Source organism: Methylobacterium sp. yr668, assembly GCF_900116245.1.
Classification (GTDB): Bacteria; Pseudomonadota; Alphaproteobacteria; order Rhizobiales; family Beijerinckiaceae; genus Methylobacterium.
This window is the reverse complement of sequence record NZ_FOZY01000019.1, coordinates 94,141-110,276: the sequence shown is the minus strand read 5'-3', so window position 1 is coordinate 110,276 and position 16,136 is coordinate 94,141. Positions and strand designations below refer to the sequence as shown.

Genomic DNA, 16,136 nt, shown 5'->3' with positions numbered 1-16,136 from the left:
CGCCAAGTCGGTCCAGTCCTGGATTGCGGCCGTTGGCGTAAGGACGGCCTACATCAGCCCTGGCTCGCCGTGGGAGAACGGATATGTCGAGAGCTTCAACGCACAGATACGCAACGAGCTGCTGAATGGCGAGATTTTTTACACGCTCAAGGAGGCGCAGATCATGATCGAGGGCTGGCGACGGCACTACAATACGGTTCGGCCGCATGGCGCATTGGGCTACCGGCCGCCCGCGCCAGAGGTGTTCGTGCCAGCTATAGCCGCTTGGCCGGCTGCACCGGCCAAGCTCGCCGTGGTCCAGCGACCGACACTGCACTAACTTTGACCTTGGACCACCTCGTGGGGGCCGATCAAGTGACGAGACGGGTGAATTCGTCATCGTCGGCGAGCACGGCGAGGGGGCGCGATCCTGACATAGATCGGGAATGCGCCCATTCGACGCGCGTTGCAGCTTAGCCGCAGATTTATTTAGGCATGTCGCTGGGAACAGCTTCAGCGTCGTGAGCCCGGATATAGGCCGACACTGACGCCTCTTCTGAATTATGTATGCAGCTTGGAATGCTGCGGTGGGCCATGCGTTATCAAGCATGGCCATTCCCAGTCGCTCCGCTCGCACCATCGCGACGCTGAAACAGCTCGCCCGAGAGCTTAACGTCCCAGTTGAGGCGTTCCTCCGGGCGCCAGCAGAGGGCGAGGCAGGAGATCTGCTGACTCTTGTGCGCCTTTGGTCCTCGATACCGGACACACAGGGGCGTCGCCGGGTCCTCAGCGTAGCGCGCCAGGAAGCGGAGCGATCAGAGGGCAAGGAGCGCGCCTGAACCGTCCCAATCCACGTTGGGCAACCTCGCTTCTGGCCGCATAGCCCGGCAGTCAAGCTTGCCGTAGCCCATGGGATGGCTTCCAGTTTGGCACCCACCATGCTCCCCGACGCCGCCGCCCTGTGGCGCAGCGCGCTTAAGGATCTGTCCGAGCATGCCTCGCTGTGCCGGTATCTCCTACCGGCTCGATGGGTGGCGCTCCGGACGAACGCCATAGCCTTCTGCGAGAAGTTCGGTGCCGAGGCCCACCGGCTCGGCCGGACGGCACCTGAGCCGTTCGCGGTGCATCCGGAGCACGGCACCCTGCGGGTGGACTACTGCGGGGTTCTGATGGTGGTGAGCGAGCCTGCCCGTGGTGTCGAGGCACAGCGCATCCTGTTCGAGCGGCTGACCGGCTATCCAGTTCGCTGGCTTGTTCGCACGCGTCGGACAGCCCGCGGCCTGCCCCTGGCGGCTGGCGCTGATCACGCTGCTGCAGTTCTCCGAGCATCCGTCCGACCGCCGTGCGGCCGATGCTGTACGGGCTCGCATCGACTGGATTTACCTGCTCGGCCTCGACCTGACCGATCCCGGTTTCGACGCCTCGGTCCTGAGTCAATTCCGCTCCCGCCTCGTGGCCGGCGAAGCCGAGGCCCTGCTGTTCGACACCCTGCTCACCCTCTGCCGCGAGCGCGGCCTCTTGGCCAAGCGTGGCCGCCAGCGCACAGACGCGACCCACGTCCTCGGTGCGATCCGCAGCCTCAACCGCCTCGGCTGCGCCATCAAGACCTTGCAGGCCGCCCTGAACGCCCTGGCTGTCGTCGCGCCGGACTGGCTACGGGCCCATAAGGATCCGAGCTGGATCAAGCGCTACGGCCGTTCCATCGGCGACTTCCATATCCCGCAGGGCGAGACGGCGCGCCGCGCCTGCGCGGAGACGATCGGTGACGACGGGCACCGGCTGCTTGCAGCCGTCGACACCAAAGCTGCACCGGGCTGGCTGCGCAACGTCCCCGCCATGGTGGTCCTTCGCCGCGTCTGGCTGCAGAATTTCCACGTCGCCGAACCACCCGCTGAAGGATCGGAGGGAGACGGGCGGATCCGCTGGCGGACGGAGGCCGAGGGCATCCCGCCCGCCCTGGCGATGGTCGCCTCGCCCTACGATCCGGACGTGCACTACGCCAAGAAGCGCGCGACCACATGGATCGGTGACACCGTCCATCTGACCGAGACCTGCGACGACGCCCAGCCACCGCTGATCGTCCACGTCGCGACGACACCGGCCCCGGCGTGGACCAGGCAGTGCTCGACCCGCTGCACGCGGCGCTGGCGACGCAGGATCTGCTTCGGGCGCGCCATCTCGTCGATGCTGCCTATATCGACGCCGGCGGCCTCGTAGCCGCCGCGCGAGATCACGACGTCGCCCTGACCGGACCGGTGCCGAAGGACAACCAGTGGCAGGCGCGCACCGAGGGTGCCTTCACCATCGAAGACTTCCATCTCGACTGGGATCGACAGATCGCGACCTGTCCGGCGGGACATGACAGCCGGAGCTGGCATCCAAATTACAACCTCGGTCGCACGGTCATACGGATTCGCTTCGCGGCACAGCACTGCCAAGCCTGCAGCTTGAAGCCTCGCTGCACCCGCTCGCAGCGCCGTCGACTGACCCCGCGCTCACGTGAGTCACACGATGCGCTCGTCGCGGCGCGGGCGCGAGAGACCTCGTCGGCCTTCGCAGTTGACCGGCGACGGCGCGCTGGCATCGAAGGCACGCTCTCACGTGGCGTACGGACGATGGGCCTGCGTCGCAGTCGCTATCTCGGTCTGGCCAGGACGCATTTGCAGCACCTGCTGACGGCGAAGGCGATCAATCTCGGCCGCCTTGCCGCCTGGATTGGCGACACGCCCGCTGGCCGAACCCGACGCTCTGCATTCGCACGCCTCATGGCTCGGCCAACGGCCGCGTAGGAATTCGCCAGCAGTATCTTTCTCGAGGCAAGCCCAGCATCCACACACGTCACCGCAAGGGTCGATCGCCCTCACCCCCGACGCGCGCGTCCCACCCCGCCATCGTCAGCCGGGCGACGGCCTCGAGCTCCTCCCGGGTCGCGCCGTCGCGGGCCTGGAGCGACATGCCGTTCTGCACCGTGAGCACGAAGCGGGTCAGTGCGGCGACGTCGACGGCGGCGCCGATCTCGCCCGCCGCGACCGCGCGCGCGAGCCGCTCCGCGACCCGTCGGCGTCCCTCGGCGCGGGCCGCGCGCAGCAACGCGCCGAGCTCCGCCTGTCCCTCGCTGCCGGCAGCCGAGAGCGTCACCATGCAGCCGAGCTGCTCGATGCGGCCGCAGGCGCCGGTGAGCGCGGCGGCCGAATCCATCAGGAGCGCCTCGACGGCCCCGCGCGCCGATGCGGCAGCGTCGAAGTTGGCCCAGACCATCCCGCCGTACCGGTCGCCGTAGTGGCGCAGCGCCTCGGCGTAGAGCGCCTCCTTCGAGCCGAACGCCGCGTAGAGGCTCGGCGACCCGATCCCCATGGCCGCGGTGAGATCCGAGATGGATGTCGCGGCGAAGCCGCGGCGCCAGAACAGCTGCATCGCCTGATCGAGCGCCGCCTCCCGGTCGAAGGCGCGGGGCCGGCCGCGACCGCGGGCGGGCGCGGCCCGGTCCCCTGCCCGGTCCCCTGCCTGGTCCCCTGCCTGGATCGAAGCGGATTTTTGCATCGATCGTTATATAAACCGCTTGACCCAGGCCGGCAACGCATCTAGCCATTTCTGTGTCGTTCATTACAGAAAGAGGCGGACGTGAGTGAGCTGGCAGGCAAGCGCGCCCTGGTGACGGGCGCATCACGCGGCATCGGTGCGGCCATCGCCCTGGCGCTCGCGGACCGGGGCGCGGACGTCGCCATCACGTACGAGCGGTCCGCCGAGCGAGCGGCCGAGATCGTCCGCGCCATCGAGGCGAAGGGCCGCCGCGGGCGCGCCATCCAGGCCGACAGCGCCGACGCCGCGGCGGTGAAGCGCTCGGTCGACGAGGCGGCCGAGAGCCTCGGCGGGCTCGACATCCTCGTCAACAACGCCGGCATCGCCCGCGGCGGCCCCCTCGCGGAGATGAGCCTCGCCGACATCGACGCCATCCTGGACGTCAACGTCCGCTCCGTCGTGCTGGCGTCGCAGGCGGCCATCCCGCACCTGAAGGAGGGCGGCCGGATCATCTCCATCGGCTCCTGCCTCGGGGAGCGGGTCCCGTTCCCCGGGGTGACGGTCTACTCCATGTCGAAATCCGCCCTGCTCTCGTTCACGCGGGGTCTGGCGCGCGAACTCGGGCCGCGCGCCGTCACGGTGAACCTCGTGCAGCCGGGATCGACCGACACCGACATGAACCCGGCCGACGGGGCGCAGGCGGACATGCAGCGGGCGATGACCGCCCTCGGCCATTACGGGACGCCGGACGATATCGCGGCCGCGGTGGCCTTCCTGGCGAGCCCGGCCGCGCGCCAGATCACCGGCACCACCCTCACGGTCGACGGCGGCGCCAACGCGTGAACCTCCGCGGCGGACCGCCGGACGCGGGCTCCGTCGCGTCGATCCGCCGATGGCCGCCCCGCCCCCGGTCGGGGCGGCCCTCCTGCGCGGCCCTCCTGCGCGGCCCTCCAGGGCCGAAGCCCCGGGTCGCGCGCACGGCTTCGGCTCAGCGGACGCGCTCCCACGTGATGGCGATCCGCGTACCGTCCGGGCGCCGGAAGCTCTCGCTCAGCCGGTCCCCCTCGACGGTCAGGCGAAGCTGCTCGGTCGTGCGCACGTCGCCGACCCAGTTCGGGAAGGTCGAGCCCTCGACGCGGTTGCCGCTGAACGCGCCGTCGGCGTCCACAGTGTAGGTGCCGAAGAACCCGATGCTGCCGGCCATGGCCGCCCGGTTCTCCTCCGCTGTCCCCTGACCGCGCGCGCTCGAGGCGAACCGGGGAATGTCGGCGTCCGTGAGCACCTCGACGAAGTGCATGTCGCGCGTGAACACCAGCAGCCCGCTCGGGCGCGCGCCGTAGGCCGGCGCGTTGCGCCCCTCCGGATCGAGCCGCGCGGACACCATGCGCCACGTCCCCAGCACCTGGTTGGCGGGCTCGGCTCTGGCGGTCGATGCCGCCGCGAGCGCCGCCGCGAGCACGGCTAGGCCCCATCTCGATCGGATCATCCCTCCCCTCCCCTTCTGCCCGCGGCAGGCACCGCGACCGACATGGACGGCGCGGCGCTCCGCCCTAGCCGCCCCCGTGGACGAAGGCGTCATCGTCGTCGCGTCGTTGTCTCCGCGACGCTGCCCCGGCACGCGGTCGGGCACCGACACGCGCGCAGGGGCAGCACCGTGGATCAGCGGATGCCGCCGCTGGCCGTGATGTTCTCGCCGGTGAGCCAGCGCGCGTCGTCCGAGGCGAGGAAGGCCACGACGGTGGCGATGTCGTCCGGCTCACCGGCCCGGCCGAGGGGCGTCTGCGCGACCATCCCGGCCTCCATCTCCGAGCCGGAGATGCCGGCCGCGTGCGTGCCCTCGGTCACCACGTAGCCCGGGCTGACGACGTTCACGCGGATCTTGCGCGGGGCCAGCTCGTTGGCGAGCACCCCCGATATGGCGTTCACCGCCCCCTTGGTCCCCGCGTAGACCGCCGCCGCCGGCGTGTGGACGTGCGTGATCGCCGAGGAGACGTTCACGATGCTCCCGCCCTCGCCGAGATGCTTCGCGGCCGCCCGCGTCGCCAGCAGGACGCCGAGCACGTTGACGTCGAACTGGCGGCGGTAGTGTTCCTCGGTGACCTCCTCGATCGCCGCGAACTCGTAGACGCCGGAATTGTTGACCAGCACGTCGAGCCGCCCGAACGCGCGGATCGCGGCCTCGATCACATCCTGCGCCTCGGACGCTCGGGACACGTCGCCCTGGGCCGCGACGGCCCGGCCGCCGGCGGACGTGATCGCGGCCACGACGGCGTCGGCCCCTGCCCTGCTGGACGCGTAGTTCACCACCACGGCGGCGCCGTCCCGCGCCAGCGCCTTGGCGATCCCCGCACCGATGCCCTTCGATGCCCCGGTCACGACGGCGACCTTGCCCGCAAGCTTCGACATGTGTCCTATCTCCGATATGGGTCGGCCGCGGGATGGCGGCCTGAGTCCCATAGTTCGGAACTTCGGAACTAACGGAGCGTCGTTCAAGACCCCATATGGACGAAAGATGAGACCGCTGTTTCACCCCGCCATCGAGGACGTGCGACCCGAGGCCATCCTGCACGCCCTCGCCGACCCGAGCCGCGCGGCCATCTTCGCCAGGATCATGCGGGCGGGATGCGTCGAGGCCTGCTCGGCCGTGTCGGCGCTCGGGGACCGCGTCATCCCGAAATCCTCGTTGTCCAACCACTTCAAGGTCCTGCGCGAGGCCGGGTTGATCCGCAGCGAGCGTCACGGCGTCGAGGTGCGCAACCATTCCCGCTGGGCCGAGGTGGAGGCGCGCTTTCCCGGCCTGCTGATGGGCATCATCAACGCCTACGCGGCGGAGGCCGGCCCCGCCGCAGAGGCTGCCGGACCGCGATAGGGGCTTGGCCCGGGTCGGCCGCCGCGGGCGCCTCGAGTGCGCACGGCCACTCGCCCGGAGCGGCCGACGGTCGGTCAGGACCGATGCCGCCGAGACACGCGCGCCGGATCAGCGCGGCCCGATTGGCTCCGAGGCCAGCAGCGTCTCGAAATACGCGATGGTTCTCACGAGCCCGTCCCGCAACGGCACGGTCGGGCGCCAGTCGAGGAGTTGCGCGGCCAGGGCGATGTCGGGCCGCCTCTGGCGCGGGTCGTCCACCGGCAGCGGGGCGTGCACGAGCTTCGAGCGCGAGCCCGACAAGTCGACGACGAGTTCGGCGAGCTGCCGGATGGTGAACTCGTCCGAGTTTCCCAGATTGACGGGGCCGGTGATCTCCGCGTCCGTGGCCATCATCGCCTGCAGCCCCAGGACCAGGTCGTCGACGTAGCAGAACGAGCGGGTTTGATGCCCTTCGCCGAAGATCGTGATCGGCGCGCCGCGCAGGGCCTGGACGACGAAGTTGGAGACGACCCGGCCGTCGCTGGGATGCATGCGCGGGCCGTAGGTGTTGAAGATCCGCACCACCTTGATCGGGACGCGGTGCTGTCGGTGATAGTCGAAGAACAGGGTCTCGGCGCAGCGCTTGCCCTCGTCGTAGCAGGAGCGCGGGCCGAGGGGATTGACGTTCCCCCAGTAGCCCTCGGGCTGCGGGTGCACGAGCGGATCCCCGTAAACCTCCGAGGTCGAGGCCTGGAGGATCGGCACGCGGAGCCGCTTCGCCAGCCCCAGCATGTTGATCGCCCCCATGACGCTGGTCTTGGTCGTCTGGACCGGGTCGAACTGGTAGTGGATCGGGGATGCCGGGCAGGCGAGATTGTAGATCCGATCCACCTCGACGAAGAGCGGGTGCGTGACGTCGTGCCGTATGAGCTCGAAGCGCGGATTGTCGAACAGGTGGGCGATATTGCTCTTCCGGCCCGTGAAGAAATTGTCGACGCAGAGCACCTCGTGGCCCTGCTCCAGCAGGCGCTCGCTGAGGTGCGAGCCGATGAAGCCGCCGCCGCCGGTGATCAGGATCCGATCGCTCATCCGTGATGCTCCCGGCGCTCAGAGCCTGGCCGCGTCGGTGGCGGCGCGGGTCCTGAAGAGGGTGAGCCGTCTCAGCCAGTGCGGGCGCGCGGCGCGCCGCTCGGGCAGGTTCCGCTCGACGAAGCCGGCGAACTCTTCGAGGTCGAGATCGAAATCCTCGCGCTCCCGGCTGCCGGGGACATGCAGGGCGTTGGTCGAGGTGTCGAGGTCCGTCACCCGCTCGGCGGGGAAGTAGTGACAGGCCGACACGTTCTCGCGAAAGATCTCGGTGTCGTAGATGCGCAGATCGTCCTTCCCGCTGAGCACGGATCGGCTCGATATGACGCATCCGGGCGCGTTGGCGACCCACTTATACTTGGCGAGCCCGGCCCCGAAATGCGTCACGAACAGGTCGGTGTGGAGCGCGGCCACGAGGCTCGCCCCCATCGAGCAGGGCACGAGCGGCAGCAACTCCACGTTGGAGACATCGGCGACCCGTGCGCGGAGCGCCCCGATCAGGTCGAGCTCCTTCCGGACGATGGACGGCACGGTCCCCTCCGCGGGCACGAGGCTCTCGCAGTAGCTCTCGACGTAGCCGCCCGCAGTGCCCGCGAGCGTGTTGTGCCCGTCGACGATGACGAGGAATCTCTCGCCGCGCCGCCGGCCGAGGCGTCGGATCAGCGCCACGTAGCCGTCGAGCTGCCGGACCCACTGGCGGTTCTCCAGGCGCAGCCCGATCAGGACGATCGTGGCCCGGCGCGCCGCTTCCGTCAGTCGGGCATCGAGCGCGGGTTCCGCGCTCCGCGCCAGGGCCGCGAGACGATCGGCCAATCGCTGGCTCACGCGGTAGGACCGGAAGGGCAGGAAGGTGGCCGCGCCGGCGACGGCAGCCTGCAGCAGGGGCAGCGGGCCTTCCATCCCGCGATACACCTGCCCGGCGAGCTCCGGGAAGACGGCGTCGACCGGGGAGATCGGCTCGTTGCAGCTCGCGAACAGGAACACCGCCGGCGCGCGACCGAGCGACAGCACGTCGTCGACCGCGGCCAGCTCGTTCCAGATGGCGTGACTGATGTGCGCGTGCTCGAAGACCACCCCGACGCGCGTCGACCGCGCCGCGCCGTCGATCAGCGCCGGCAGGAGGTACTGCCGCCACAACCGGACCTGCACCAAGGTCGCGGCGTCGAACCCGATGCTTCCCAGGTTCGGCCGGGCGTAGGCCGTGTTCGCGCGAACGTCCAGCAGGGCCGACGCGAGGCGCGAGTTCTTGCCGATCAGCGTGCACAGCGTCTCGTTCCGGTCCGCCGCGTAGCCGACAAAGCGGAAGCCCGGCATGGGCAGGTAGATCGAGAAGCGCAGATCGCCGCCGTCCGGATGGGCCGTCTCCTGGCCGCCGCGCGCGACGATCGCCTTCGTCACCAGTTCGGGCAGGTGGGGCGGAGCCCCCGCCGGTGCGGCGTTGAGGCGTGCCAGCGCCGCGTGCATCGCCTGCGCCCGCGGATCGGAACCGCCGCCCGTGACGACCCGGACAGCGTGCTCCGGGCTCGCGGCAGCCGCGCGCGCGAGGGCTTCGATCAGGAGGTGGAGATCCTCGATCATGGCCCGCGTGTTCGACGCGTCGCCGTCGTCGGTGTGGAGCGCCTCGGCCTGCCAGTCGAGCGGGCCGGCGCCGTCCCACGGCGCGGCGAGGAAGTCCGCAGCGCAGGACGCCAGCGGTGTGCCGTCCGGGTTCAGGAATCGGAACGCGCGCGCGTCGTTCGGACCCAGGAGCGCGACCACCGTGACGCGCCCGCCGAGATCGATCAGACCCAGGACATCCCAGTCGGGCTCCGTCGGGGCAGGCGCGACGAGCCGACCATCGCGGCTCGCGACCGCCTCGCCCGATCGCTGCAGCCTGCGGGTGTGGCGGATGATCATGGGCGCCCGTCCTCGATAGCTCCGTCCGGGTTTGTCGAAGTTCGGGCGTTGCCACAAGGAGGCCCGTGGGCGCGCCCCCGGAACAGGCCGATCCGATCGGATGCACCCGGCGCGCCCGCAGCGGACCCGCGTCCCGTCGACGGGGTGAAGGCTGCTAGGCGGCCCGCGATCACCTGTCCCGCCGACATAGCAGAGCGGGGTGCCGCGGCGCGCTTCGATCGTTGACGGCGCTGTCGGGTCGCCGGGAGCACTGACACATTGTTGCGGCGGCGCCGAGGAGTTCTTGCCGCGCGTCGCGCCGATCCTGGCCGACACGATCTGCTGCAGAGAGTTGTATATCTTCGGGTCACGCAGATACTAGAAGTTGCCAAATTTCCGGCATGGACGGTATGATACTGGTACCGAATATCGATTTTGGTATATCGCTACCAGAGATCGGGTTTGTGCGATCCGATTTGCGCCGGAGGAGGCCAGGCTGTTGCAGACTACGGCTGATCTTGCATTGCGCGCGGCCGGCTATGTCGGCGCCTGGACAGCGGACGTGTCGGCGGGACAATCCCTCCTCGACGAGGGGACGGCGGCGCTGCTCGCCGGGGATGCGACCCTGGCCGGGCGCCCGCTGCCCATCGAGATCGCCCTTCGATGCACCCATCCGGACGATCGCGACTGGGTCTTCGCGCGCATCGCCCGGGCGCGCCAGACCGGCGGCCCCGTCTCGGCCGAGTACCGCGTCCTCACGGACGGCGGCGAGGTTCGATGGGTTCTCGACCGTGGCAGCCTCACGCCCGATCCGGCGGGACGGATGCGCGGTCGCGGCATCATCATCGACACCACGGACAGCCACCGCGGCCCCTTCCTTCCGAGCGCGGCGGGCGATCTGCCGGCGGACGACCCGATGGTCCTCGCGATCGATCACCTCCTGCAGGCGCGCGCGGCGATCGTCGCGATGGGCCACCAGCGGCTGCAACAGGTGTCGGATCTGGCGCTGTTCGAGGTCGGGCGAGCGCTGGCGCGGCGCGCTCGGGCGTAGCCGGACGGTCCTGCCCGCGGGACGCCGGCGCGGATCTCCCCGGATTGCCACGGACGCGAGTCAGTGTTCGAGGGCGTGTGCCGGAGCACGGTCGGCGGCCTCGGCCCGTGAGAGCTTACCGACAGGCCGAGAGATCAGTATTCCCGGTGGAGGCTCCGATGGCTGATGCTGCGATCCGCGAGACGATACACCTCGACGAAGGCGACGTGATCGTCCTGCTCCCCGGCAACCTGTCCCCGGCCAGCATCGGCCTGCTCCAGGCCAAGCTCGACGGTTTGGCCGCGGACCTGAACGCGCGGTGCCTGGAGGAAAGCCGCGCTTCCCTCTCGGGATTGGCCGGGCTGGCCGCCTTCCTCGCGAGCTGAGGCCGCCCAGACAGCGCAGCGCGGGCCGTTCTCGACCGTGCTGCGACGGCTGGAGGACAGGTGTCGCCGGGCGAGGCAGCCGCGACATGCCCCCTCGCCCGATCCGGTCGGGAGCGGCCCTAGTGCAGGTGCAGGGCCTTGAGCGCCTTGCGCACCAGTTTCTCCCCACAGGGCTTGGCGATGAAATGGGCCTCCTCGGGCAGCGCGGTCGCCTCGCGCGGATCGCAGCCCGAGCAGACGATGATCCGGGTCTCCGGCCAGCGTGCCCGGACGGCATGCGCGAGCGCGCGGCCGTCCATCGTGCCGGGCATGTTGATGTCGGTGTAGAGCAGGACGGCCCCGTCACATGCCTCCAGATGCTGGAGCGCGCCCTGGGCGTGTTCCGCCTCCAGCACCTCGAACCCCAACGCCGTCAGCATGTCGGCCGCGACGAGGCGGCTGAACTCTTCGTCCTCGGCGAGGACGGTGATGGGGCGAGGTCCTGACATGCAGCGGCAACTGCATCGCCGGGTCGCCTGTTTCAGCGTGGCCGGGGATTTTCCGACGCCTGCGACCCTTTCGACAGATCCGGCTCGCCGGCGGCGCTGTCGACTTCCCGACCGCGCACGCGGCGCACGAGGCCAACCCTGCGCGACCCGGGCCGGACGCTTCGGTCACCGATCCGGCAAGTCATCGCCGCGCTTGCCGGGCTTCCGGGCGCCGTCGCCGAGATCAGCGTGCGCCGCCGCAGCCTCGTCCTTGACCGATGCGGCACGCGCCTCCAGTGCCGCGCCGACCTGTCCAGGCGAATACCTGACTCAGCCGGCCTCGCGGCCGCCGAAATATGTGCCTCGTCTGCGAGAGACTTCATATCCGGAAGTCGCCCATCGAGCCGGGTGCCCCTGTCGAAGTAGAAGCGGCCGCGTCCTGTAGGGCGAAACCTGACTTATGATGCTTGCAACGGTTTGCTACGGCTGATGGTTACTGCTCGCGAAAAGCGTGGAGAGCTCGATGTACGCCTCGGTGCTGGGTGGTCCGGAGATAGCGGTCGAGCCTCCGGGTGCCGGTCCGCCGCCTGAGGCGATCACCCTCCGCGAACACATCCGCCTGATCCTGCGCAAGCTCCCGCGCCCCGCGCCCAGCGCTCAGTACAGCTGAAGGGAACGAAGCACGACACCGTCGGTGGTGTGGATCTCCACGCACCAGCGCTCGTCCGGATCGGGCAACTCGCCCCGTGCGTGCATCTCGGCGATCAGCTGCGTCGCCTCGGCCACGGCGATCTCGATCGAGTTTGCCAGCACGCCCTCCTCGTCCTCGATGACCTCGTCCGGCCCCCTCAGGCGGAAATGGTACCGCTCTACCATGTCGCTCCTGCTCACGCCGTCGGCACGGCATGCCGACCGCGCGAGGGTAGCATCGAATGGCCGGATAAAGCCAAGCTGGCATGCCAAGTCGGGGCAGATCGTGGCGAGATCCGCCCTGGGCGGCGCAGGTTCCCGCCTGTGATCTGCGAGGATGTCGGGGGCAAGGCCGGTGCGCGCCGACGCAGGTTGTTGCGCCAGTCAAGCTCTTAACGCGTCAGGCCTTTTCGCGGCGCATTGTGCGGGCATGTGCCATTGCCCGACGAGTTCGCCATGCATTTCGAGATCCGCGCGACCGACACCCGTCTGTGGACCTGGGTCCTCCTCGATGCGACGCAGATGCCGGTCCTGACCTCGGACCGCACCTTCCCCTCGGAAGCCCAGGCCTCGGCGGCGGCGCTGGCCTTCGCCAAGCTCGTCACGCGGGCCGGCAGGACCCTCACCGCCGCACCGCCGGGCGGCCTGATCTGAGGCGACCGCCCTTCCCCGGCGCGACGGGGTCTATGGCTGACGCCTGACGCAACCCCGCAACGCCATGTCGGTGTGCAGGGCGACGATCGCCGCCTTGGTCATCCGGCCGTCGGGCCGGTACCACGTGCAGGCGCTGGTGAGCATCCCGAGGATCGCGTAGCCGGCGACCCGTGCATCCCGGACGTCCAGCTCCCCCGCCTCCGATCCCCGCTCGAGCAGCGCGACCAATCGGTCTTCGTAGGCCCGGCGCAGGGCGACGATCGCCGCGTAATGCGGCGGGTCGAGCGAGCGCAGCTCGAAATTCGCGATGAAGACTTCCTGCTTCTTCTCGAGATGGTACGTGACATGGTGCGCCACGAAGGCGCGGAGACGGTCCGTCGGGGTGCCGGTCGCCGTCGCCAGCGCCGCGTCGGTCCGCGCCAGCAGCGTCTCCATGTGGTCGCGGACGATGTCGAACAGCAGATCCTGCTTGCTGCGGATGTGGTTGTAGAGCGAGGCCGCCTGGATCCCGACCTCGGCGGCCAGGGCGCGCAGGGTCATCGCCTCGTAGCCGTGGCGATAGATGAGCCGAAGCCCGGCCCGGCGGATGGCGGCGGCCGTGCGCGGCCCGTTCGATCCGGCGGTGCGACCCACGAAGACACTCCGAAGACAGTTCAGAGCGCAACAGACACCGGGGAATGCTCACGCCGATCCTCGCTATAGGCTAACGAACAACCGTTCGTAAATCGCCTTGCCAGCCTCGCTTAACGAACGTACGTTCGTTTCAAAGAGGCGAGTGCCCGATTCTCAGGCGAGGAGACGCGCGATGCCCATCGGCCTGCAGGATTTCGACTTCGGCCTGGGCGAGACGGCCGACGCCCTGCGCGCCGAGGTGGAGCGCTTCGCGCGCGCCGAGATCGCCCCCCGCGCGGCGGCGATCGATGCCAGCAACGCGTTTCCCGCGGACCTCTGGCCCAAGCTCGGCGCCCTCGGCGTTCTGGGCGTCACCGTCGAGGAGACCTATGGCGGCGCCGGCATGGGCTACCTCGAGCACGCCGTGGCCATGGAGGAGATCAGCCGGGCCTCGGCCTCGGTCGGGCTGTCCTACGGCGCGCATTCCAACCTCTGCGTGAACCAGATCCGCCGCAACGGCACCGAGGCGCAGAAGCGGCGCTACCTGCCGAAGCTGATCGCGGGCGAGCATGTCGGCGCGCTCGCGATGTCCGAGCCGGGCTCCGGGAGCGACGTCGTCTCCATGCGGCTGCGGGCCGACAGGCGCGGCGACCGCTACGTCCTGAACGGCACCAAGATGTGGATCACCAACGGTCCCGACGCCGACGTCCTGGTGGTCTACGCCAAGACGGATCCCGAGGCCGGTCCGCGGGGGATCACGGCGTTCCTGGTCGAGAAGGATTTTCCCGGCTTCTCCACCGCGCAGAAGCTCGACAAGCTCGGCATGCGCGGCTCGAACACCTGCGAGCTGCTGTTCCGGGACTGCGAGATACCGGAGGAGAACGTCCTGGGCGCGGTCGGGCGCGGCGTCGGCGTGCTGATGTCGGGCCTCGACTACGAGCGCGCCGTGCTGGCCGCCGGGCCGCTCGGCATCATGCGCGCCTGCCTCGACGTCGTGCTGCCCTACCTCCACGAGCGCCGGCAGTTCGGTCGGCCGATCGGCGAGTTCCAGCTCATGCAGGGCAAGATCGCCGACATGTACACGGCGACGAACGCCGCCCGGGCCTACGTCTACGCGGTGGCGCGGGCCTGCGACCGCGGGCGGGCGACGCGCCGGGACGCCGCGGGCGCGATCCTGTTCGCGGCCGAGCGCGCGACCGCGGTAGCCCTCGACGCGATCCAGGCGCTCGGCGGCAACGGCTACATCAACGACTATCCGACCGGCCGCCTGCTGCGCGACGCCAAGCTCTACGAGATCGGCGCCGGCACGAGCGAGATCCGGCGGATGCTGATCGGCCGCGAATTGTTCGCCGAGACGGCCTGAGCGGGGAGCGGGCGCCGTGCCGGTGATCGAATCCGCTCTGGATCCGCGCGCGCCCGAGGCCCGCGCCAATGCCGAGGCCATGCGCGCCCTGGTGGCGGACCTGCGCGCGACCGCCGACCGCGTCCGGCTCGGCGGCGGGGAGGCCGCGCGGGAGCGCCATCGCGCCCGCGGCAAGCTCCTGCCCCGGGACCGGATCCGGGCGCTGATCGACCCGTTCTCGCCCTTCCTGGAAATCGGCCAGCTCGCCGGGCACGGCCTCTACGGCGGCGAGGTCCCCTCGGCCGGGATCGTCACCGGCATCGGCCGCGTCGCGGGGCGCGAGTGCGTGATCGTCGCCAACGACGCGACCGTGAAGGGCGGCACCTACTTCCCGATGACGGTGCAGAAGCACCTCCGGGCGCAGGAGATCGCGCAGCAGAACCGGCTGCCCTGCCTCTACCTCGTCGACAGCGGCGGCGCGCATCTGCCCAGCCAGGACGAGGTTTTCCCGGGCCGGGACCATTTCGGCCGCATCTTCTACAACCAAGCGACGATGTCGGCGCAGGGCATCGCCCAGATCGCCGTGGTGATGGGCTCCTGCACCGCCGGCGGCGCCTACGTGCCGGCGCTGTGCGACGAGTCGATCATCGTCCGCGGCCAGGGCACGATCTTCCTCGGCGGGCCGCCGCTGGTGAAGGCCGCGACCGGCGAGGTGGTCAGCGCCGAGGAACTCGGGGGCGCCGACGTGCACGCCCGGATCTCGGGCGTGACCGACCACATGGCGGAGACCGACGCGCACGCCCTCGGCATCGCCCGCCGCATCGTGGCCAACCTGAACGCGGTGAAGCGCCCCGCGCTCGCGCCGCGGCAGCCCGAGCCGCCGCGCTACGCCGCCGAGGAGATCTACGCGGCGGTGCCGGCCGACCGCCGGACGCCCTACGACGTGCGCGAGGTCATCGCCCGGCTGGTGGACGGCAGCGACTTCGACGAGTTCAAGCACCTCTACGGCCAGACCCTGGTCTGTGGCTTCGCCCATATCTGGGGCTACCCGGTGGGGATCGTCGCCAACAACGGCATCCTGTTCTCGGAGAGTGCCCTGAAGGGCGCCCACTTCGTCGAGCTCTGCGCCCAGCGCGGCGTGCCCCTGGTGTTCCTCCAGAACATCACCGGTTTCATGGTCGGCCGGCGCTACGAGGCCGGCGGCATCGCCAAGGACGGGGCCAAGATGGTCTCCGCCGTCGCGACCGCGGCGGTGCCGAAATTCACCGTCCTGATCGGCGGCAGCTTCGGGGCCGGCAATTACGGCATGTGCGGGCGGGCCTACGGGCCGCGCTTCCTCTGGATGTGGCCGAACGCGAGGATCGGCGTGATGGGCGGCGAGCAGGCCGCCTCGGTCCTGGCCACGGTCCGGCGCGACGGTGTCGAGGGCCGCGGCGGCACGTGGTCGGCGGAGGACGAGGCGGCGTTCAAGGCGCCGATCCGGGCGCAGTACGAGGAGCAGGGCCACCCCTACTATTCCAGCGCCCGGCTCTGGGACGACGGGGTGATCGACCCGGCCGACACGCGCCGCGTCCTGGCGCTCGGTCTCTCGGCGAGCCTCAACGCGCCGATTCCCGAGACCCGCTTCGGCCTGTTCCGGATGTAGGAG

General features: G+C 70.0%; 18 protein-coding genes. 10 read left to right on the top strand and 8 right to left on the bottom strand.

Going from position 1 to position 16,136, the window contains the following annotated elements:
• The 3 genes from BM419_RS21700 to BM419_RS32945 all read left to right on the top strand — a co-directional run.
• Positions 1-319 (top strand): integrase core domain-containing protein (locus tag BM419_RS21700; protein WP_139257069.1); only part of this gene is annotated, 319 nt, incomplete at its 5' end.
• 911 nt (positions 320-1,230) lie between these two features.
• On the top strand, positions 1,231-2,196 hold the full coding sequence (locus BM419_RS32950) for a transposase (RefSeq protein WP_244540823.1): 966 nt from the start codon (positions 1,231-1,233) through the stop codon (positions 2,194-2,196).
• Positions 2,100-2,768, top strand: coding sequence for a transposase (locus BM419_RS32945; protein WP_244492096.1), 669 nt, complete (start codon positions 2,100-2,102; stop codon positions 2,766-2,768). The genes BM419_RS32950 and BM419_RS32945 overlap by 97 nt, the downstream gene beginning before the upstream one ends.
• A gap of 49 nt (positions 2,769-2,817) precedes the next feature.
• Here BM419_RS32945 and BM419_RS21685 read toward each other — a convergent pair whose 3' ends face one another.
• On the bottom strand, positions 2,818-3,393 hold the full coding sequence (locus BM419_RS21685; protein WP_091927633.1) for a TetR/AcrR family transcriptional regulator: 576 nt from the start codon (positions 3,391-3,393) through the stop codon (positions 2,818-2,820).
• Between the two features lie 207 nt (positions 3,394-3,600).
• Here BM419_RS21685 and BM419_RS21680 point away from each other — a divergent pair, with 207 nt between their 5' ends.
• A complete protein-coding gene (locus BM419_RS21680; RefSeq protein WP_091927632.1) occupies positions 3,601-4,341 on the top strand; it encodes a 3-oxoacyl-ACP reductase family protein in 741 nt (246 codons plus the stop codon).
• Between the two features lie 145 nt (positions 4,342-4,486).
• Here the strand turns inward: BM419_RS21680 and BM419_RS21675 are convergent, their stop codons facing one another.
• Together BM419_RS21675 and BM419_RS21670 are read right to left on the bottom strand one after the other, a co-directional pair.
• The gene (locus tag BM419_RS21675; RefSeq protein ID WP_091681605.1) at positions 4,487-4,984 is read right to left on the bottom strand and encodes a lipocalin-like domain-containing protein; all 498 of its coding nucleotides are present in this window, start codon (positions 4,982-4,984) and stop codon (positions 4,487-4,489) included.
• Positions 4,985-5,157: 173 nt separating this feature from the next.
• Positions 5,158-5,904, bottom strand: coding sequence for a glucose 1-dehydrogenase (locus BM419_RS21670; RefSeq protein ID WP_020094820.1), 747 nt, complete (start codon positions 5,902-5,904; stop codon positions 5,158-5,160).
• 106 nt (positions 5,905-6,010) lie between these two features.
• On the opposite strand from BM419_RS21670, the gene BM419_RS21665 reads away from it, so the two are divergent.
• Positions 6,011-6,367, top strand: a complete 357-nt coding sequence (locus tag BM419_RS21665) for an ArsR/SmtB family transcription factor (RefSeq protein WP_020094821.1) — start codon at positions 6,011-6,013, stop codon at positions 6,365-6,367.
• A 108-nt stretch (positions 6,368-6,475) separates the two neighbouring features.
• On the opposite strand, the gene BM419_RS21660 is transcribed toward BM419_RS21665, so the two are convergent.
• Positions 6,476-7,435 carry a UDP-glucuronic acid decarboxylase family protein gene (locus BM419_RS21660; protein ID WP_056530416.1) on the bottom strand — a complete coding sequence of 320 codons (960 nt, stop codon included), beginning with the start codon at positions 7,433-7,435 and terminating at the stop codon, positions 6,476-6,478.
• Between the two features lie 18 nt (positions 7,436-7,453).
• Positions 7,454-9,328, bottom strand: a complete 1,875-nt coding sequence (locus tag BM419_RS21655; protein WP_091681608.1) for a hypothetical protein — start codon at positions 9,326-9,328, stop codon at positions 7,454-7,456.
• A gap of 478 nt (positions 9,329-9,806) precedes the next feature.
• On the opposite strand from BM419_RS21655, the gene BM419_RS21650 reads away from it, so the two are divergent.
• Both BM419_RS21650 and BM419_RS21645 read left to right on the top strand, forming a co-directional pair.
• Positions 9,807-10,358, top strand: coding sequence for a PAS domain-containing protein (locus tag BM419_RS21650; RefSeq protein WP_244492098.1), 552 nt, complete (start codon positions 9,807-9,809; stop codon positions 10,356-10,358).
• Between the two features lie 158 nt (positions 10,359-10,516).
• Positions 10,517-10,723, top strand: coding sequence for a hypothetical protein (locus BM419_RS21645; protein WP_020094825.1), 207 nt, complete (start codon positions 10,517-10,519; stop codon positions 10,721-10,723).
• A 119-nt stretch (positions 10,724-10,842) separates the two neighbouring features.
• On the opposite strand, the gene BM419_RS21640 is transcribed toward BM419_RS21645, so the two are convergent.
• A complete protein-coding gene (locus BM419_RS21640) occupies positions 10,843-11,211 on the bottom strand; it encodes a response regulator (RefSeq protein ID WP_091927631.1) in 369 nt (122 codons plus the stop codon).
• 636 nt (positions 11,212-11,847) lie between these two features.
• On the bottom strand, positions 11,848-12,066 hold the full coding sequence (locus tag BM419_RS21635; RefSeq protein WP_020094827.1) for a DUF6894 family protein: 219 nt from the start codon (positions 12,064-12,066) through the stop codon (positions 11,848-11,850).
• 270 nt (positions 12,067-12,336) lie between these two features.
• On the opposite strand from BM419_RS21635, the gene BM419_RS21630 reads away from it, so the two are divergent.
• Positions 12,337-12,534: a hypothetical protein gene (locus tag BM419_RS21630; RefSeq protein WP_056530425.1), complete on the top strand. Its 198-nt coding sequence runs from the start codon at positions 12,337-12,339 to the stop codon at positions 12,532-12,534.
• 30 nt (positions 12,535-12,564) lie between these two features.
• Here the strand turns inward: BM419_RS21630 and BM419_RS21625 are convergent, their stop codons facing one another.
• On the bottom strand, positions 12,565-13,167 hold the full coding sequence (locus BM419_RS21625; protein ID WP_091927630.1) for a TetR/AcrR family transcriptional regulator: 603 nt from the start codon (positions 13,165-13,167) through the stop codon (positions 12,565-12,567).
• Positions 13,168-13,339: 172 nt separating this feature from the next.
• On the opposite strand from BM419_RS21625, the gene BM419_RS21620 reads away from it, so the two are divergent.
• Positions 13,340-14,509 (top strand): isovaleryl-CoA dehydrogenase, encoded by a 1,170-nt coding sequence (locus tag BM419_RS21620; RefSeq protein ID WP_091927629.1) that lies wholly within the window; start codon positions 13,340-13,342, stop codon positions 14,507-14,509.
• A 16-nt stretch (positions 14,510-14,525) separates the two neighbouring features.
• Positions 14,526-16,133 carry a carboxyl transferase domain-containing protein gene (locus tag BM419_RS21615; RefSeq protein WP_091681615.1) on the top strand — a complete coding sequence of 536 codons (1,608 nt, stop codon included), beginning with the start codon at positions 14,526-14,528 and terminating at the stop codon, positions 16,131-16,133.
• Positions 16,134-16,136: the final 3 nt, after the last annotated feature.